The sequence below is a fragment of the Nostoc sp. CALU 1950 genome, from assembly GCF_051172895.1.
GTDB classification, from domain to species: Bacteria; Cyanobacteriota; Cyanobacteriia; order Cyanobacteriales; family Nostocaceae; genus Nostoc; species Nostoc edaphicum_A.
This window is the reverse complement of the sequence record NZ_JBDNJQ010000011.1, coordinates 46,259-64,790: the sequence shown is the minus strand read 5'-3', so window position 1 is coordinate 64,790 and position 18,532 is coordinate 46,259. Positions and strand designations below refer to the sequence as shown.

Here is an 18,532-nt window from a genome sequence, read left to right as displayed (position 1 = left end):
CCTAACTGATTTTTTTTAATTACGAATTACGAATTATTTTAATGACGCTGTTGCTGTAATTTTTTCTGTCTGCGTTTTTCTCCACGAGACTTATTTTGCTCAAAATGATTGATTTCGTTGGCATCAGAACTGAGAATTTCGGCAAGAGAATTTATAGTTGGTCTTTCGTAAATACTGACGATAGGAATCTCAATATTTAATTCTTCTTTTAACTTAGAAATAATCTGAACACTAATTAGAGAATTTCCTCCCAACTCAAAAAAATTGTCATGAATACCTACTTGTTGAATACCAAGGATTTGTTGCCAGATGTTAGTGACTATTTGCTCTACCTTGTTCCGAGCAGGGATGTAATCATTCCCCAAATTGGGGCGAGAATGGAGTACTTGAGGTAGACTTGCTGATGCCAATTCCTCTTCTATAAACTTGAAAGAATTACTCTGCTGAATTTGAGGCTGGATATCTCGTGTTGATACAACAACTTGAGGTAGTCTACTTTGGAGAATGCGGCTAAATGCATCAACACCCTCTTGAGGTGCTATCCCTTCTTTAAGGTATTCTTCACGTTCTTTCTTTAATTCTTCGTTCACCGCTCCTGTATTTACTGCCATTCCGACCTCTTGCCAAGCACCCCAGTTAATAGATTGGGTGAACGTAGTACGTGTGGAGGTATTGCAGTGAGCAAAGGCATCAAGAAAAGCATTAGCAGCACAATAGTCTACCTGCCCAAATCTACCCAGAATTGAGCCTGAACTTAAGGCAGAACAAAGGATTAGGAAATCTAATTCAACGTCCTTGAAGATCCTGTCAAGGACTAATGTTCCTTGGACTTTGGGAGCTAAAACACTTGCCGCTACTTGGGGCGTTTTTAGTTGCATAATGCCTCCCCCAGCAATTCCGGCGGCATGGATGACACCATGAATCTTACCAAAGCGCTTAGTTACTGATGCGATCGCTAACTGCATTTGTTCAAGGTTAGCGACATCTGCGCTCTCTACTAAAACTTCAGCACCTAACCCTTCTAACACCTGCACTGCTCTGATTTTCTTGCTTACAGGATCTTGCTCATCATGAGTTATGAGCCATTTTTCCCACTCATCTGCTTTCGGAATACCAGAACGTGATATCAACACTAGTTTAGCTTGCACTGTCTTGGCCAGATATTCTGCTAGTGTCAAACCAATACCTCCCAAGCCACCTGTAATTAGGTAGACTCCCCCTTGCTGTAATCGGGCTTTCTCTGGGCCAGCCTCTTCTAAGGAGACTGGTTCAAATGTTTGAATCCAGCGATGATGCTTACGATAAGCAACTACTGAGTCAGTTGGCTTGGTTGTAAATTCTGCTATTAGTTGATCGATCAATTTCTCCTGTTGCGATATTACAGATTCAGGAATCACAATATCAATGTTGCGGCAAGTAATATTCGGATATTCTTGGGGGATTACTTTGCACGGCCCTAGTACTGTTGCCTTTTCGGGGCATGGGTTTTCCTCACCAGTCACATCGTGTATGTTGTTAGTCACCACTAGAATTTGCAGAGCATCTGTAATACTTTGTTGTCCAAGTGCTTGACTCAGAAAAAGTAAGCTGTAAAAGCCAACAGCCTGACTTGTTGCCAACGATTCAATTCCTGAAGATGTCTCATTGTTTGGCGTAATTCCCCATAAATGAGCAATCATTTGTGGCATCAAATCTTGGCTACGAAGAACTTGGAACAAGGCTTCATAGTCATCTTTCTGTTGAGGGTTGATGGAATAAGTGCGATCGCACAGTTTGGTAAACTGCTCTCCTAAGCTGACAGTAATCACGTCTTGCCCTTGCTGTTGGAGACGTTTTACGAGGAGTGAACCCACTTCACATTTATCTACAAAGACTAACCAACACAATTTCTGTTTTGACACTCGACTTGCTGCGCCGAAGTCGTGTAATCCTGCCGCTCCAGGACTCTTGACTCTTGACTCTTGACTAGGAAGAGTTCTCTTTTCGTGCGAACGCTCTTGCAACAAAACTTGATTGGCGTCTGAATCCCCTTCCAAGTTTTCCCTGTCCCCAGTCCCTAATCCCCAGTCCCCAGTCCCTTTTTCAAGTAATCTGGACTGTTTCCAAACTGGGATGTAGAACCACTCAGCAATATTTGGCTTTTTGTGTAACGCTTTTTCGGGCGCAGTCACAAGGGCGTTTGATGATTGTGGTTCAACCCAGTATCTTTGTCGCTCAAATGGGTACGTCGGTAAGGGGATGCGGTGACGACGTTCAGTCGCGTAAAAGCTAGACCAATCTATTTTTAACCCGGCAAGCCAGAGTTTACCCAGTATGTTGAGCAAAAAGGCTACATCCGACTGTTGTTCTTGGGGATGGCGCAAGGAAGAAAACACAATCGGTTGAGCAGGTTGTTCTGAATGCTGTCTAACTAAAGTACTTAATGTCCGCCCTGGGCCAACTTCCAGCAGGATTCGCTTTGGCTGTTGCAGCAACTCAGTAATTCCCTCAGCAAAGCGCACAGTTTGCCGTAGATGTTTTGCCCAATAGCTGGAATCAGTTGCTTCCTCGTTTGTAATCCATGTACCAGTGACGTTGGAAATAAAAGGAATTTGGGGAATTTTTAGGTTGATTTTTTCTACCAGTGCCATGAACGGCTCGATGATTGGGTTCATCATCTGGGAATGAAAAGCACCAGAAGTATGCAGACGGCGACAATTAATCCCTTGCTTAGTTAATTTATTGTGCAACTCATCAATTGCCAATTTTGATCCCGAAACTACGCACAAAGATGGCCCGTTAATTGCAGCTAGGGCAAGTTCTTCGCCTAGCCAAGATTGCACTTCTTCCTCAGATTGAGGCACTACTAACATATCCCCAGAGGGCATCTGCTGCATTAGTTTTCCTCGCGCAGCTACCAGTGCCAATGCATCTTCTAGAGAGAATACGCCAGCAAGACAAGCTGCTACATACTCGCCAATGCTATGACCAATCATGGCTTCAGGATGCAATCCCCATGACATCCACAACTGAGCTAGGGCATACTCAATGACAAATAGGGCTGGTTGGGTAATATAAGTCTGCGTCAACTGCTGCACTGCTGCTGTTGCTTGCTCTTTGCTGGGATATAGAATATTGCGTAGGTCTATTCCGATGGAGAATTTGAGTAATTCTGCACAATAATCAACCTGTTTTCGGAAAATTGGCTCATTTTGGTAGAGTTCTTTACCCATCTCCACATACTGGGCCCCTTGACCAGGAAACATAAATACAAGTTGTCGCTCAGTGGGTTCGGTGAAGTGGCTGAAGACCCTTTGTGGCTCCTGGATTTCTAAAACTTTCACTGCATCATCAATGTCTTGGCAAACCACGATTCGGCGATGTTCAAAGGCTTGACGACCCACCCCAAGGGTGTAAGCGACATCTGCCAAGTTGAGTTGAGGATGCTGCTTTAAGTGGTTAACTAAGTTTGTTGTGGCAGTTTCTAGTGCAAAGCTAGTTTTGGCTGAAATTACCAATAAATTCTGTGAGCGTCCAGGACTAGATGGTTGCAGAATTGGGGCTTCTTCCAGAATTACATGAGCATTAGTGCCACCAATTCCGAAAGAACTAACCCCAGCGCGTCGAGGTTGTCCGTTCGATTTCCATTCTGAAAGCTTGTTATTAACATAGAATGGGCTGTTGGTGAAATCTATCTGGGGATTGGGCTGCTGAAAGTGCAAACTAGGTGGTATTTGCTGATGTTTGAGCGCCAGAACTGTCTTGATTAAACCCGCAATCCCAGCCGCAGTATCTAAGTGTCCAATGTTTGTCTTTACCGAACCAATAGCGCAGAAACCTTTTTTGTCAGTGGTAGCACGAAAAGATTTGGTTAGCGCTGCAATTTCAATCGGATCTCCGAGAGCAGTTCCGGTTCCATGAGCTTCTACATAACTAATCATGTCGGATTTCACCCTCGCTACGGCAAGAGCCTCGGCAATTACCTGAGCTTGACCATCGACGCTGGGAGCTGTGTAGCCAACTTTTTTAGAACCATCATTATTAATCGCTGAAGCCTTGATAATAGCCTGAATACAATCTCCATCAGCGATCGCATCTTCTAATCGCTTTAAGACTACAATACCTACACCTTTACCGATAACAGTTCCTTTTGCCTGGGCGTCAAAGGCACGGCAATGTCCATCGGGAGACAAAATTCCCCCTTCTTGATAAAAATAGCCAGCTTTTTCTGATCCAGATATGCAAACTCCACCCGCCAAGGCCAGATCACATTCACGATCTAGCAAACTTTGACAGGCTAAATGTACAGCGACTAATGAAGTAGAACAACCGGTTTGGACAGTGATTGCTGAACCATTTAGATTTAATTTATAGGCGACTCGTGTAGCTAGGTTATCTGGGCGATTACTATGTCTAATTTCATCAAAACCGACAAGTTTTATTAATTCAGGGTTAGAAAAAATATTGAATAAAAAGTAACTGCTAACGCTGGCTCCACCATAAACACTAATTCTACCTTCATAGGTTTCAGAATTGTAGCCAGCACTTTCAAGGGCCTCCCAAGCAACTTCTAAGAAAATGCGTTGCTGCGGATCGATGAGTTCTGCCGCTCTGGGAGAATAATTAAAGAAGGAAGCATCAAATAATTCTACGTCTTCCAGTTCAGCGTTTGCTTTCACATAGTTAGGGTTATTTAGGGTACTTTTATCTACACCCGCAGACTCCAGTTCTATATCTGAAAAAACCGAAATTGATTCCACCCCATTCTGTAAATTCTGCCAAAAGTCTTCCAAGTTTTTGGCTTTTGGGAAACGCCCATTTATACTTACAATGGCTATCTCATTAAAAATTTCTGAAGCCTCTAAATTGTTTTTCATTTTTCACTCCAGATTTTTTAATTTAAAGTTTTTGCCGAAACTGTGTTCTTAGTTGTCTTTCATTCATCCGACTTTTAGCTCTGTTATGGCTTTCTTCTAAAGAAGATTCTTCGCTTTTTTCTGGACTCAAGAACTTTACTAAAGAACTGATAGTAGGATGTTCAAATAAATCAGTTATGGATAAATCTTGATTAAAAAGGTTTTTCAGTTTGCTATGAATTTGCACAATGAGTAATGAATGTCCACCGAGTTCAAAGAAGTTATCATTAATACCAACTTTTTGCACATTCAGCGCCTCTTGCCAGATAATAGCGATCGCTTCTTCTATCTCTGTTTGAGGTGGCTGATAAGTTGCTTCTAATTCTGGGCGATAACCATCTGGTTCTGGTAACGCACTGCGGTTCACCTTGCCATTTGGCATTAGTGGCAGCGCCTTGAGGATCACGAAAGCCGAGGGCATCATATATTCCGGCAGTTTTTCTCTCAGAAACCTGTGCATATTACTAACACTGGGTGTCTGTTTTTGCTTAGGAACAATATAGGCAATCAACCGCTTGTCTTCTCGCAGCAAAACCACAGCTTGTTGTACTTCTGGATGCTGACACAGCACCATCTCAATCTCGGAGAGTTCAATCCGGAAGCCCCGGATTTTTACCTGATTATCTAGCCGTCCGATAAATTCAATGTTGCCATCAGGTAGGTAACGTGCTAAATCACCAGTTTTGTAAAGGCGATCGCATTTTGAATTTCCAAAGGTGTTGGCTATAAATCTCTCTGCGGTTAGTTCGGGCCGATTTAAATAACCCCGAACTAAAGAGGCTCCACCGATATACAATTCACCTGGCACACCAATGGGTACGGGTTGCAGCTGCTGATCTAACAGATAAATCTGTATATTCCCCAGTGGACGACCTAGTGGAACTGTTTTTGAATTATGACTAGCTTGGTTATTCTGAACGGCGAAGGTAGTAACACCTACGGTAGCTTCTGTTGGGCCGTAGTGATTGAAGATCAAGCAATCTGGTGCTTGCTGCTGAATCTGCTCGATTAAATCCCAAGTTGCTACTTCACCTCCCAAGATCAGTCTTTGGCGAGGCAGAATGGACTCGGATGGAGCGGATGCTAGGAGACTGGCAAGGTGGGAGGGGACAATTTTCAGGCAGTCGATGGAATGTTGGCGGTTGTATTCAGCTAAGGCTGCTGAGTCAGCAACTCGCTGGGAGGATATGATATGCAGAGTGCCACCTGTGCAAAGAGAAGGAAAGATAACGGTGTTACCCAAGTCTGCGGCTAAGGTAGAAACACTAGCGAAGTTAGCTGCTGCGGGTAGATTTAATCTCTCTGTGATGCTATTGAGGTAATTAACTAGTTGCTGGTGTTCAATGGCTACTCCCTTTGGTCTGCCAGTGGAACCAGAGGTAAACACTACATAGACTAAATTCTCAGTAGTTACCTCACTGTTGGGATTATCATCGTCGTACTGAGCAATGATGTTCCAATCGGTGTCTAAATTAATCACCAATGACGCTTGAGCATCCTGCAACCGGAAATCAAGACTTTCCTTTGGTAATGTTGGGTCTAGTGGTAAGTATGCTCCACCAGCCTTGAGGATGCCCAAAAGTCCAATAATCATTTCGAGCGATCGCTCTACACACAGCCCAACTATAACTTCCGCCTTGACTCCCAATGTTTGTAAGTAACGAGCTAGTTGATTAGCTTTGCGGTTAAGCTCTGTGTATGTTAGTTGCTGGTCTTCAAATACAAGGGCAATATTGTTAGGTGTTTTTTCTACTTGTTCTTCAAAAAGCTGGTGTATACATTTGTTTTTTGGATAATCAATCTGCGTTTGATTAAACTCAACTAGTAATTGTTGGCGATTGCTTTTACTGATTATATCTAATTGACTAATTTTTTTATCTGGATTGTTCGTAGCATGATTTAATAAAGTTTGAAAATGCCCAGCTAAACGTTGAATACTATCAGGTGAGAAATAATTGACATCATAGTAAAATTCTGCATTTAAAGTTTCACTGCACTGAGTACAAGTGAGTTTAACTTTAAATGGCTCAATACAGCTATAGTATTTTTCTAGCGAAAATGACACACCATTAGCAAAATGTTTTTCGGGTAGTTGTTCAAACTCAAAACCAATGGGAAATACCAAATTGTTTTCATTCCCTACAGATTCAGGAGTGTAATAATCTTGCCATTCTGTGTTATTAGTTAGGGTATTTTCGTTAAATTTTAAGAGTTCTTGGAAGCATAAGTCTGGTGTGAGTTGACTTTTAATGGGAATCCAGGTGGCAATCAGTCCCAGTACTTCGTGGAGTTCTTCATACTCCCTGCGATCGCCAGCCATGCCAATGATCATTTCTGGCTCTCCAGTGAGTCGCCAAATTAGGGTTTGCCAACAGGCTAGTAGAACTACAGCCGTTGAAGTATTATGCTTTCTAGCTAGTGTTGCAACCTTTGCGGTGACATCAGGTGCGATCGTCAATCGCAAACAGTCAAGCTGGAATTGTGTTTGTTTTGCAGATTGGCTTTCAAAAGGCAGTCTTAATATAGTTTGGGAAGGTAACTTTTGCTCTTGCCAATATTTATGAGCTATTTCCGCATTCTCATCTTCGAGCAATTGATTTTGCCATTCTGAGAATTGCAGGTATTGTACAACTTCTTCTGATATTATTTCACTTTGTAAGCAAGCAGAGTATGAATAGCTGATTTCAGCTACTAAATTTTTGAGTGTCCAGGTATCAGCACAAAGGGAAGGTAAACTGATTATTAAAATATATTTATCTAGTGACAGCGTTAGTAGAGATGCAGACAAGAGCATATCTTGCTCAAAGTCGAAATTTTGGCGTCTCTGTTGTTGAAAAATAGCTTCAAATTTAGCTTCTTGTTCCTGTGGTTCACAATCACTCAGATTGATTTCGTGCCATACCAGAACACTACTCTCTGCTATAACCATGACTGGAACTTTGATACCTGACAAGCGACGAAAACTTGTCCGAAGAATTCCATGTCGATTGATAACTTGTTGTAAAGCGGCTTTTAAAACCTCTGGTTTGAGATTGCCTTCAAGGAAAATAGCACATTGAGTACAATAAGTTGAATTATCTTGCTGTAATAACCAAAGACGCTTTTGTAAAGGGGAAAGCTGAAATCCGCTAACAGTTTTAGTATGCATAAACTTTATTTATAAAATATTCAACATCTTCAAATCAAAGTTATTTTATCTGTCGTTATTATCATCTTAATTAAACCTAGATATATTATTTTTTCATGATTTTTACTATGTTAGAACTAAGGATAATCGATTTCTGTCAGTTTTTATTTAGTAAATTTTTTTGAGGCTGGCAAGTCTTTATTCGCAAATTTAGTAAGCAAAAATTATCTAAAAAGCGCTTTAAAAATCCCCTATTAGCTCATTAAATAACTTCTGGAAATCAATTTATTCTTTTGAATTAACTGGCCATAGTTAAATAAAAAATGCTAATAAATATGGACTTGTATCAATTCCAATATGTCATGATTTCGTATTATTTGCTAGAAAGTTGGTTTAGTAGAAGATTTGATTACAAATAAGACTAATTTTAACAAATTTGTATAACCATCTTAGAGAAAACCAATAGCAAATAGAGCATTGCCTAACCAGGGAAAATTTATCATTAATGGTATCAGATAACCAACTTTTGGACTATCTTCAATATAACTTTGAAAAACTATTTCTGAGTTCCATTTATCTGCCCAATGGTGTTGCAAGGTTATGCTGTCTTCAATGTTCTTCACATGATGCCACCAATCTGGTGGGATATTAATGATTTCTCCTTGGTTTAGTATAAATTCTATTGGTTTGGCATTTGCGTAAAGTGGGAACTTTTCTAGGTCCGGGTTGAACGTATCAACTTCTCCATCGTACACAAAATCTCCTTGGTCTGGTGAGAGCAAGACAACTCGCTTTTTCCCAGAAATTACTGCTATCCAAGCATTTAAATGATGGGAATCATAGTGAAGACCTATGGATGTATCTTTATGACCTATAAGGATATGACCTGGATAATACTTGTATTTATTGCGAACCTCTTGTGGTATCTTCTCAAGAATGTCCAGAAAGTATATTGGAGCTTTGTAGTCTTGTCGAAGATCAAGACGATTCTCAATTACTAGGCGTTCCAAGCATAGCAATTTATCACGTTCCTTAAGAGTCATGTAATCTAGGTAATCAGCAATAGTCATGGGAGATTTAGTTAGAGTCGCGCAATCCATCACTTGACCCACAGATGATCCGTACTCTGTCCTGAAGAAATCCATAGTCCACTTGGTTGAAGCTTTCCAGTCTTTCATCGCGTCAGTTATAATCACAGGCTTTCCAACAGATGCATATTCTCGAACGAACTCATCATAAGAGAGGTTGCTGCGACGATCAATAGAAGAAATAGGCGTCCATATTAACTTACTTCTTTTCTTGTGCAACGTGAGGTACATGACTAAACTTATGACAACAGTCAACGTAATTAGGGCAAAAATAAGTTCCATAATATTGGGGAAGAAAAAAGATGATTGTATAGTCATAATCAAATACCATTAATTGGTGATTTTAGAATTTGTGGTTGAAGAGATAATATTTTACTTCGCTAGTATAGTTTCTTTACTATCTTCAACTACAAATCATTTCCCCCATCGCCACTACAATCTTGCGTTGCCCTACATAAGGATAGCGTCCGTGTGCAGCGAGCATATTATCTAGCATCAAAATATCTCCTTGCTGCCAAGGAAAGCTAGTTTCTGCCTGATGATAAACTTCATTAATTTCTGCAATAACTGAGTCTTCTATAGAAGTTCCATCACCATAATAAACATTACGTGGTAGCCTTTGTTCTCCAAATAAAGACAACAAAGATTCTCGAACTCCTACATCCAAATAGGCGATGTGATGTAACTGGATTTGATTGAAAAATACTCTGTCACTTGTCTTTGGATGTACTGCGATCGCCGGACGAATTTGGCGAGTTATTAAACTATTATTATCATACCATTCACAATCAACTCTAGCCTGCCGACAGTAATTTTCTACTACAGATTTATCATTAGTATGAAAAAAGTCTTGCCAGCTTACATCTAAATCATCGGTGTAGTTGCGGACGTACATTAATTGTTTTTTAGCTAATCGTTCTCGCAACTGGGGATTGAGTATTTTGTAAGCTTTGCGACAGTCGATAATCGGCGTTTCTCCACCTTGTTGTGCTGGTTGTACACAGAAAAACCAAATTTTTAAAGGCCAGCAATGTAAGTGAGAACTTTCATTATGAAAGAGGATAGCTTTATCGGCTGGATAAGGAGTAGAACCATAAACTTTACTCCCTTCTACAGCACGCGGTAAATCGCCATATTCACTAAATAATTCTGGACAAATCCCTTGAGCAACGCTTTCAAATACCGAAACGGAATTTACATGGAAATTTCTAAATAGAATAGCTCCGTGTTTTAACAATTCCGTCTCTATAAATTTCCGGTTAGTTTTAGCCCAATCTCCCAAATCAATCTCGTCAGTATCAGGCTGAATTACTAGAGGAAATGTTTGCCCAGTTTGCAGATAGGATGTCTTAATTAATTTTTCTGGTGATAGGGTGACAGCCTTGGGAGCAATACTAATAAATTTTTCTCGATTGAAAGCTTTCCGCTCTTCTTTTTGCATAGTTTGTTGCTTGTTTTCAGCTTCGGTCAGCATTTCTAGACTGTTGATTCGGGCATCAGGTTCGGAGATAATGCTATTGAGTAATGTCTTGAAGTGATCTGTCATGCGAGTGATGATGCTGGTTTCAAAAAGGTCAGCATTGTATTGCCAGTTTCCGACGATACCTTGATCTGTTTCTGTCAGAAATAGTGCTAAATCAAACTTTGCTATTTCGTTTTTAATCTCCAATAAACTTAATGTCAGTCCTGGCAATTCTAATGGTGGCATCGGGGCATTCTGAAGGACAAATAACACCTGAAATAGTGAGGGTGTGTTGCTCAAATTCCGCTCTGGTTGCAATGCCTTCACTAATTGATCGAAGGGCAAATCTTGATGAGTGTATGCTCCTAATGCTACCTGGCGCACTCGTTTAAGTAACTCTCGGAAACTGGGGTTACCAGCAAGATCAGTGCGTAAAACAAGTAAGTTGACAAAAAAACCAATTAATAATTCAGTCTCAGGTTGGTTACGGTTAGCGACATCAGTACCTACAACGATGTCATCCTGATTTGTATAGCGTTGTAGCAACACTTGAAAACCTGCCAGCAGAGTCATGAACAAAGTGACACCCTCTTGACGCGAGAGCGCTTGAAGTGCTTTGAACTCTTTGGCGGGAATTAAAAAAGATGAAGTGTCACCTAGATTAGTTTTCACTTCCGCACGGGGACGAGTTGTAGGCAATTTCATCACAGGGAGATTGCCTAATTGCTTCTTCCAGTAGGCGAGTTGGGTTTCCAAAACATCACCCTGTAACCACTGTCGTTGCCACGCTGCAAAGTCTGCATACTGAATAGCCAGTTCTGGGAGTGGAGAGGGTTTTCCAGCAGAGAAGGCTTCATACAGTGCTACTAACTCCTGAACAAACACGCCCATTGACCAGCCATCTGAAACAATATGGTGGATGGTGAACAATACTATATACTCTTGCTCGTGAATATGCAGGAGAGTGCATCTTAGTAATGGTCCCTGAACTAAGTCAAAGCAGCGTTGCGATTCTTCTATGATTAGCTTTTGAACAAGAGCTTCTCTCTGTGCTTCTGGCAATTCCCGCAAATCCACTACTGGTAGTGTAACTCTTAGGCTGGAAGCGATCGCCTGAAAGGGTTGTCCATTTATCAGATGGAAGGTAGTACGTAAGGCTTCGTGGCGATATACGATTTCTGCAAAAGCTTGCTCCAGCGCAGCCACATTCAAGAAACCAACGAAGCGCACGGCAATTGGTATGTTGTAAATAGCGCTGCCTGGTTGTAATTGCTCCAGCAACCATAGTCTAGCTTGAGCGAAGGAAAGAGGTAGATTTTTGACTCTAGAGACGCGCCCAATAGTGGGAGACTGTTGCCCCAATTCTGCTTTGATCGTCTCCTCGATATTTTTGGCTAATTCAGCCACTGTTGGGGACTCAAATAAGCGATGTAGCGATAGATTTATCTCGAAAGCTTTATTTATGCGAGAAATTACTTGTGTCGCCAACAATGAATGCCCGCCTAACTCAAAGAAATTGTCATAGATACCTATTTGTTCCCGATTCAGAACTTGAACCCAAATGCCAGCTACCACTTCTTCAAATGGATTCTGAGGTGCAACAAAAACTTTTTCTAGGTGGGATCTACTCATATCAGGTGCTGGTAGCGCTTTCCGATCAACTTTGCCATTGGGTGTGAGTGGTAGCGTTTCTAGCATCACAAAAGCACTTGGCACCATGTAGCTTGGCAACTTCGACTCTAAAAAGTTGCGTAGCCCCGGTAATATTTGCCGCTGTGAAATTTGCTCAGTTTGCAATTTCGTCGTCTCCTCACCCGCTCCCTGATGTTCTGGGTTCTGGACTAAATAAGCTACCAAAGACTTCCCTTCAGAGGAGTCTTCTCGAGCTATAACCACACTTTCTCGCACCTCTGGGTATTGGTTAATTACTGCTTCAATTTCTAAGAGTTCAATGCGGAAACCACGGACTTTTACTTGGTGGTCAATGCGACCAATGTACTCTATTTCTCCATTGGGTAAATAGCGGGCTAAATCCCCAGTTTTATAAAGACGCGCAGCTTTTTTGCTAAAGGGATTGGGGATAAATTTTTCTGCTGTGAGGTTGGGACGGTTGAAATAGCCTCGTGCAAGTCCATCTCCACCGATATGCAATTCGCCTGCTACACCTACAGGAACTAACTGACTGTATTGGTCGAGGATGTAAAATTGCGTATTCGTAATCGGGTGGCTAATTGCTACAACCTTACTGTCTCTTTCTACCTGAGATGCTGCCGACCAAATGGTGGTTTCTGTGGGGCCGTACATATTCCACAAAGAGGCACACCGATGCAATAATTGATTGGCTAGGTATTCAGGTAAAGCTTCTCCACCACAAAGAATTTTTAATTGCTCATTGCCACTCCAGCCTTCTGTTAGAAGCATTTGCCAAGTAGCAGGTGTGGCTTGCATGACTGTAGCTTTTGAGTCTTGCAGTTTTGCTGACAACTGTGTTCCGTCTAAGGATACTTCCCGACTGGCGATTACCAAACGACCACCAACTATGATTGGCAGAAACATTTCTAACGCCGCAATATCAAAGGAATATGTTGTGACTGCTAGTAAGGTATCTTCTTGGCTTAACCCTGGTCTTTGCCTCATGGAGTACAAAAAGTTGCTCAAAGCGCTGTGGGGAATTTGTACGCCTTTTGGTTTACCTGTTGAACCAGAAGTATAGATGACATAAACTACGTTGTCAGGAGTTAACTCTGGGCATAAATTTTCCTGGCTCTGTTGTACGTTCGGCGTTCGCGCAGCATCTTCGTTTTGTTGGCATCGCCTCTGGTAAGTATTCGCCTGCCAATTTGTATCTAAACAAACAACTTTAGCTTTGTGTTGTGGCATTGCTTCCACAAGGGAGGCTTGAGTTAGGAGTACTGGCACTTGGGCGTCTTTGAGTATAAATGCCAATCGCTCTTGGGGATAACTAGGGTCTAATGGGATGTATCCACCACCAGCTTTCAGGATTGCCAATAGTCCGATGACCATATCGAGCGATCGCTCTACACAAATCCCCACCAATACTTCTGGTTTTACTCCTAGCGATCGCAAATAATGCCCTAATTGATTTGCTTTGGTGTTGAGTTCGCGGTAGGTTAGCTGTTGATCTTCAAATACTACTGCAACAGCATCAGGTGTGCGTTCTACTTGCGCTTCAAACAACTGATGAATACATTGCTGTTGGGGATACTCAACTTCCGTATCATTCCATTGCAGTAGTAATTGATGCTGCTCAGATTCACTCAACAGTGGCAACTCTGACAACTGCTGCTGTGGATTAGCAACAATTCCTGCAAGCAACGTTTGCAAATGGCCCACCATCCGCCAAATTGTGCTTTGCTCAAATAAATCAGTATTGTATTCTAAACTACCAACTAACCCCGACTCTGTTTCAATCATGTTTAGGGTTAAATCAAACTTGGCACTATCACTATTGCTTTGTAAATAAGTTAAGGTCAGATCAGGCAACTCTAGGGTGGAAATTGGTGCATTCTGAAGGACAAACATCACTTGAAATAGTGGTGTATGGCTTAAATCTCTTTGTGGTTGCAGTTGCTCAACTAACAATTCAAACGGCAAATCTTGATGAGTGTATGCTCCTAATGCTACTTCCCGCACCCGTTTGAGTAGCTCCTCAAAGCTGGGATTTCCTACCAAGTTGGTTCTCAGTACCAAAGTATTGACAAAAAATCCAATTAACCCTTCTATCTCTGCCCGGTTACGATTGGCAATGGGTGAACCAACTACGATATTTTCTTGCCCTGTGTAACGCCATAGCAGTGTTTGGAAAGCTGCTAACAGCGTCATGAATAAGGTATTCCCCTGCTGCTGGCTGAATTTGTTCAGAGCTACAGAGAGTTCCTCAGATAAGTTAAATGAGTAAGTTGCACCTCGGAATGTCTGAATTGCTGGTCTGGGGCGGTCTGTGGGTAACTCTAATACTTTGGGTGTCCCCTGTAATTGCTTTCGCCAATAAGATATCTGCGATTGTAATACTTCTGCTTGCAGCCATTGTCGTTGCCAAGCGGCGAAGTCTACATATTGTATTGGCAGTTCAGTTAACGGTGTAGGTTGCTGATTACAGAAGGCTGGATAAAGTTTTGCCAACTCTTGCACTAGTACACCAATTGACCAAGCGTCAGAGACGATGTGGTGCATTGTTACTAGTACAATGTGTTCTTGTGCATCCAGACGTAATAGTTTTACCCGCAATAAGAGGTCACTGGTTAGATCAAAAGGTGTTTGTGCTTCTTGTACAGCCTGTTGTTTGACTGCAAATTCCTGCTGAGCTGAAGTTAATTCACTCAGGTCGAGTAAAGGCAATACAAGCGATTTCGTTTCCTTGATAACAGCTATTGCTTGCCCTTGGGCTGTCTGGAAATTGGTTCTCAATGCTTCATGACGGCGCAGAATTTCATCGAAACTTTGTTGTAGTGCCTCGAAATTTAATTTTCCTTGTAGGCGAACATTAGCAGGGATGTTGTAGAAGGGACTGTCTGGTTCTAATTGAGCTAGGAACCATAACCTCTGTTGAGCATAAGATAGCGGTAATTGTGGCGATCGCACTATCGGCTCAATCTTTGTTGTTACAATTCCTAAGTCTGCTTGGTTGGCTATTTCAATTTCTTTGGCTAACCCTGCGATCGTCGGTTTTTCAAATAAACAACGTAAAGGCAGTTCTATATGAAATACTTGCCGAATTTGGGATATTACGCGAGTGGCAATTAATGAATGTCCTCCCAGAGTAAAGAAATTCTCATGAATACTGACTTTGTTAAGTCCCAGTATTTCTGCCCAAATTCCTGCTAATAAATTCTCTATTGGCGTGCTAGGCGGAACATGATTGGATGTTGATAGCTGTGTTAATTCTGGTGCTGGTAGTGCTTTCCGGTCAACTTTGCCATTGGGTGTTAGTGGTAGTGCTTCAAGGATGACAAAAACTGCTGGTACCATGTAGCTTGGTAACTCTGACTCCAAAAAGATGCGTAGTTCGGGAATTGTCAGCGTCTCTTCTTTTTGTGGAACTATATAAGCAACTAAACGTTGAGAATCTACAGAATTTTTCTCTACTACAACTATGCTTTCTCGGACTGGCGGATATTGGTTAATGACAAACTCAATTTCTCCCAACTCAATGCGGAAACCACGGACTTTTACTTGGTGGTCAATGCGACCAATGTATTCTATTTCTCCAGTTGCTAGATAACGGGCTAAATCCCCAGTTTTGTAGAGACGTGCAGACTGTTGAATACTAAAAGGGTGAGGGATAAATTTTTCTGCTGTCAAATCGGGACGGTTTAAGTAACCTCGTGCCAGTTGGACACCACCTACATATATTTCACCGATTACACCTAAAGGAACAGGTTGCTTATTGGCATCTAGTATATGTATCTGGGTATTAGCAATTGGGCGACCCATTAAAACAGATGCCGTTTGGGGTGTTTGTGGGGTAATCTTGGCACAAGTAACATCCGCAGATACCTCCGATGAACCGTAAAGGTTTAACAAGGTACTATCCGGTAAACTCTGCCGAAATTGTACTACGAGATCGGTAGATAGTGCTTCACCACTGCTAATCCATAACTTTAACTTGGGTAGCTGCAACTGTAAAAGATTATATGTATTTAATAATATACGTAATAAGGAAGGCACAAGTACTAATCGTGTTACATTCTTGTTTGCAAGACTAGTTACAAACTGTTGTGGGTCTTTGACAACTTGCTCTGGCAAAATTACTGTGGTTATTCCCTGAAGTAAAGGGCCAAAGATTTCCCAAACTGAATCTACAAAGTTTAAGGATGTCTTTTGACAACAAACCTCTTCTTCAGTGAAGGGATGAAATTTCCACATCCAATGAAACCGATTGACTGCACCTTGATGAAGACCAAGCACTCCCTTGGGTTTGCCTGTGGAGCCAGAGGTGTAAATTACATAAGCTAAATTATTAACTGTATTCGTATTTATCGGGTTAGTTTGGCTTTCTTGAGCAATCTGATCCCAATGTGTATCTAAGCAAACTATATGTGCTTTATGTGTTGGTAATTGTTCAACTAAGGACTGCTGAGTTAGCAGAATTGGTAGTTGAGTATCAAACAACATATAAGCCAAGCGTTCTTGGGGATAATTAGGGTCTAGGGGTACATAAGCACCACCAGCTTTCAGGATGGCTAATAGACCGATGACCATATCCAAAGAGCGCTCTACACAAATTCCCACCAATACTTCTGGTTTTACTTCCAGTTGTTGGAGGTAGTGCGCTAGTTGATTTGCTCTAGCATTCAGTTCGCGGTAGGTTAGCTGTTGATCTTCAAATATTACTGCAACAGCATCAGGTGTGCGTTCTACTTGCGCTTCAAACAACTGATGAATACATTGCTGTTGGGGATACTCAACCTGAGTGTTATTCCACTCCACTAGCTGCTGATGTAACTCTTCAGCCGTCAATAGTGGTAAGTCAGATAATCTTGCTTGTGGATTTGCAACAATCCCTTCTAGCAAATTACAAAAATGCTCTACTATCCGAGTAACAGTTTCAGCATCAAACAAGTCGGTGTTGTATTCTAAGAATCCCTGCAACTTTGGCTGTGCGTCCACTAAGTACAGGCTTAAATCAAATTTAGCAGTCTGACCGTGCGTCGGGAGCCAATTCAAAGTCAAACCAGGTAGTGTCAGTTCCTTTTGAGTGTCTTCTTGCCAAGCAAACATTACCTGAAACAAGGGCATCTGACTGAGTTTTCTATCTGGCTGAAGTTCTTCAACTAATTGCTCAAAAGGTATATCTGCATGAGCATAAGCACCCACGCATACCTCGCGTACTCTATTCAACAATTCTAAAAAACTTGGATTACCAGAAAGATGAGTCCGCAGCACAAGGGTATTGACAAAAAAACCAATCAGCCCTTGAATCTGACCTTGGTTGCGGTTAGCAATTGGGGAGCCAACGCAAATATCTTCTTGCCCTGTATAACGGCACAGTAAAGCTTGAAATGCTCCCAGTAGCGTCATAAACAAAGTTACTCCCTCCCGATTGCTCAGGGATCTGAGCATATCAGTTAGGCTTGCTGATAACTCAAAAGAAGCAATTGCGCCTCGAAAACTTTGGACTGCCGGCCGTGGGCGATCTGTGGGCAAAGCCAAAGTAGAAGCATCAGCCAATTGTTGCTTCCAATAACTAAGTTGCGTCTTTTGTAATTCGCCTTGTAGCCACTGACGCTGCCAAATAGCAAAGTCTGCGTATTGAATAGAGATATCAGGGAGAGGAGATGTTTTACTGGTGGAAAAGGCTTCATAGAGTACTGCTAATTCACGGATTAACACTCCTATAGACCAACCATCAACGGCAATGTGGTGAATCGTGAACAGCAGCAAGTATTCTTCGACACCTGTTTGTAGCAGCATGACTCGCAGCAACGGGCCAGTCACTAAATCAAAAGGTTTTTCAGATATTTCTGTTGTTAACCGCTCAACTTGTGCATGTCGTTCAGCTTCTGGCATCGAGAGCAAGTTCACCAGTTGCAGTGTCACAGTTACAGTAGGATGAATAACCTGAATTGCTTGTTCTTCGAGTATTTCAAAAGTAGTACGTAACGCTTCATGGCGTCGCACAATCTCGTTCAGACTTCGCTCTAACGCATCTACATTCAGCGCGCCTACAAGCTGTACACATGCTAGTTCACAGTAGTAAGGATTATCGGGATCTAACTGTTGGAGAAACCACAGCCGTTGTTGAGCAAAGGATAGGGGAGCAGGACTGATTTGGAGACGTTTTGAAATAACCTCTAATTGAGAGTGAGAGTCAACTTCACCTCGCAATCGCTTTTTGAGAAGCTCCTGTTGAGCGAGTGAAAGCTTTGACCGTCGTTTTAAAATTTCATCTTTTTTAATATCCATAATCTCCCCTGTCAAACTACGATAACTAGCAATG

General features: G+C 41.8%; 4 protein-coding genes. All 4 read right to left on the bottom strand.

Annotated elements, in window-relative coordinates:
* Positions 1-38 precede the first annotated feature (38 nt).
* Positions 39-4,856 (bottom strand): beta-ketoacyl synthase N-terminal-like domain-containing protein, encoded by a 4,818-nt coding sequence (locus ABF638_RS05500; protein ID WP_435020947.1) that lies wholly within the window; start codon positions 4,854-4,856, stop codon positions 39-41.
* A gap of 22 nt (positions 4,857-4,878) precedes the next feature.
* Positions 4,879-8,043, bottom strand: coding sequence for a non-ribosomal peptide synthetase (locus ABF638_RS05495; protein WP_435020945.1), 3,165 nt, complete (start codon positions 8,041-8,043; stop codon positions 4,879-4,881).
* A 428-nt stretch (positions 8,044-8,471) separates the two neighbouring features.
* Positions 8,472-9,428: a cupin-like domain-containing protein gene (locus ABF638_RS05490; RefSeq protein WP_435020943.1), complete on the bottom strand. Its 957-nt coding sequence runs from the start codon at positions 9,426-9,428 to the stop codon at positions 8,472-8,474.
* Positions 9,429-9,513: 85 nt separating this feature from the next.
* Positions 9,514-18,498, bottom strand: coding sequence for an amino acid adenylation domain-containing protein (locus tag ABF638_RS05485; protein WP_435020941.1), 8,985 nt, complete (start codon positions 18,496-18,498; stop codon positions 9,514-9,516).
* Positions 18,499-18,532: the final 34 nt, after the last annotated feature.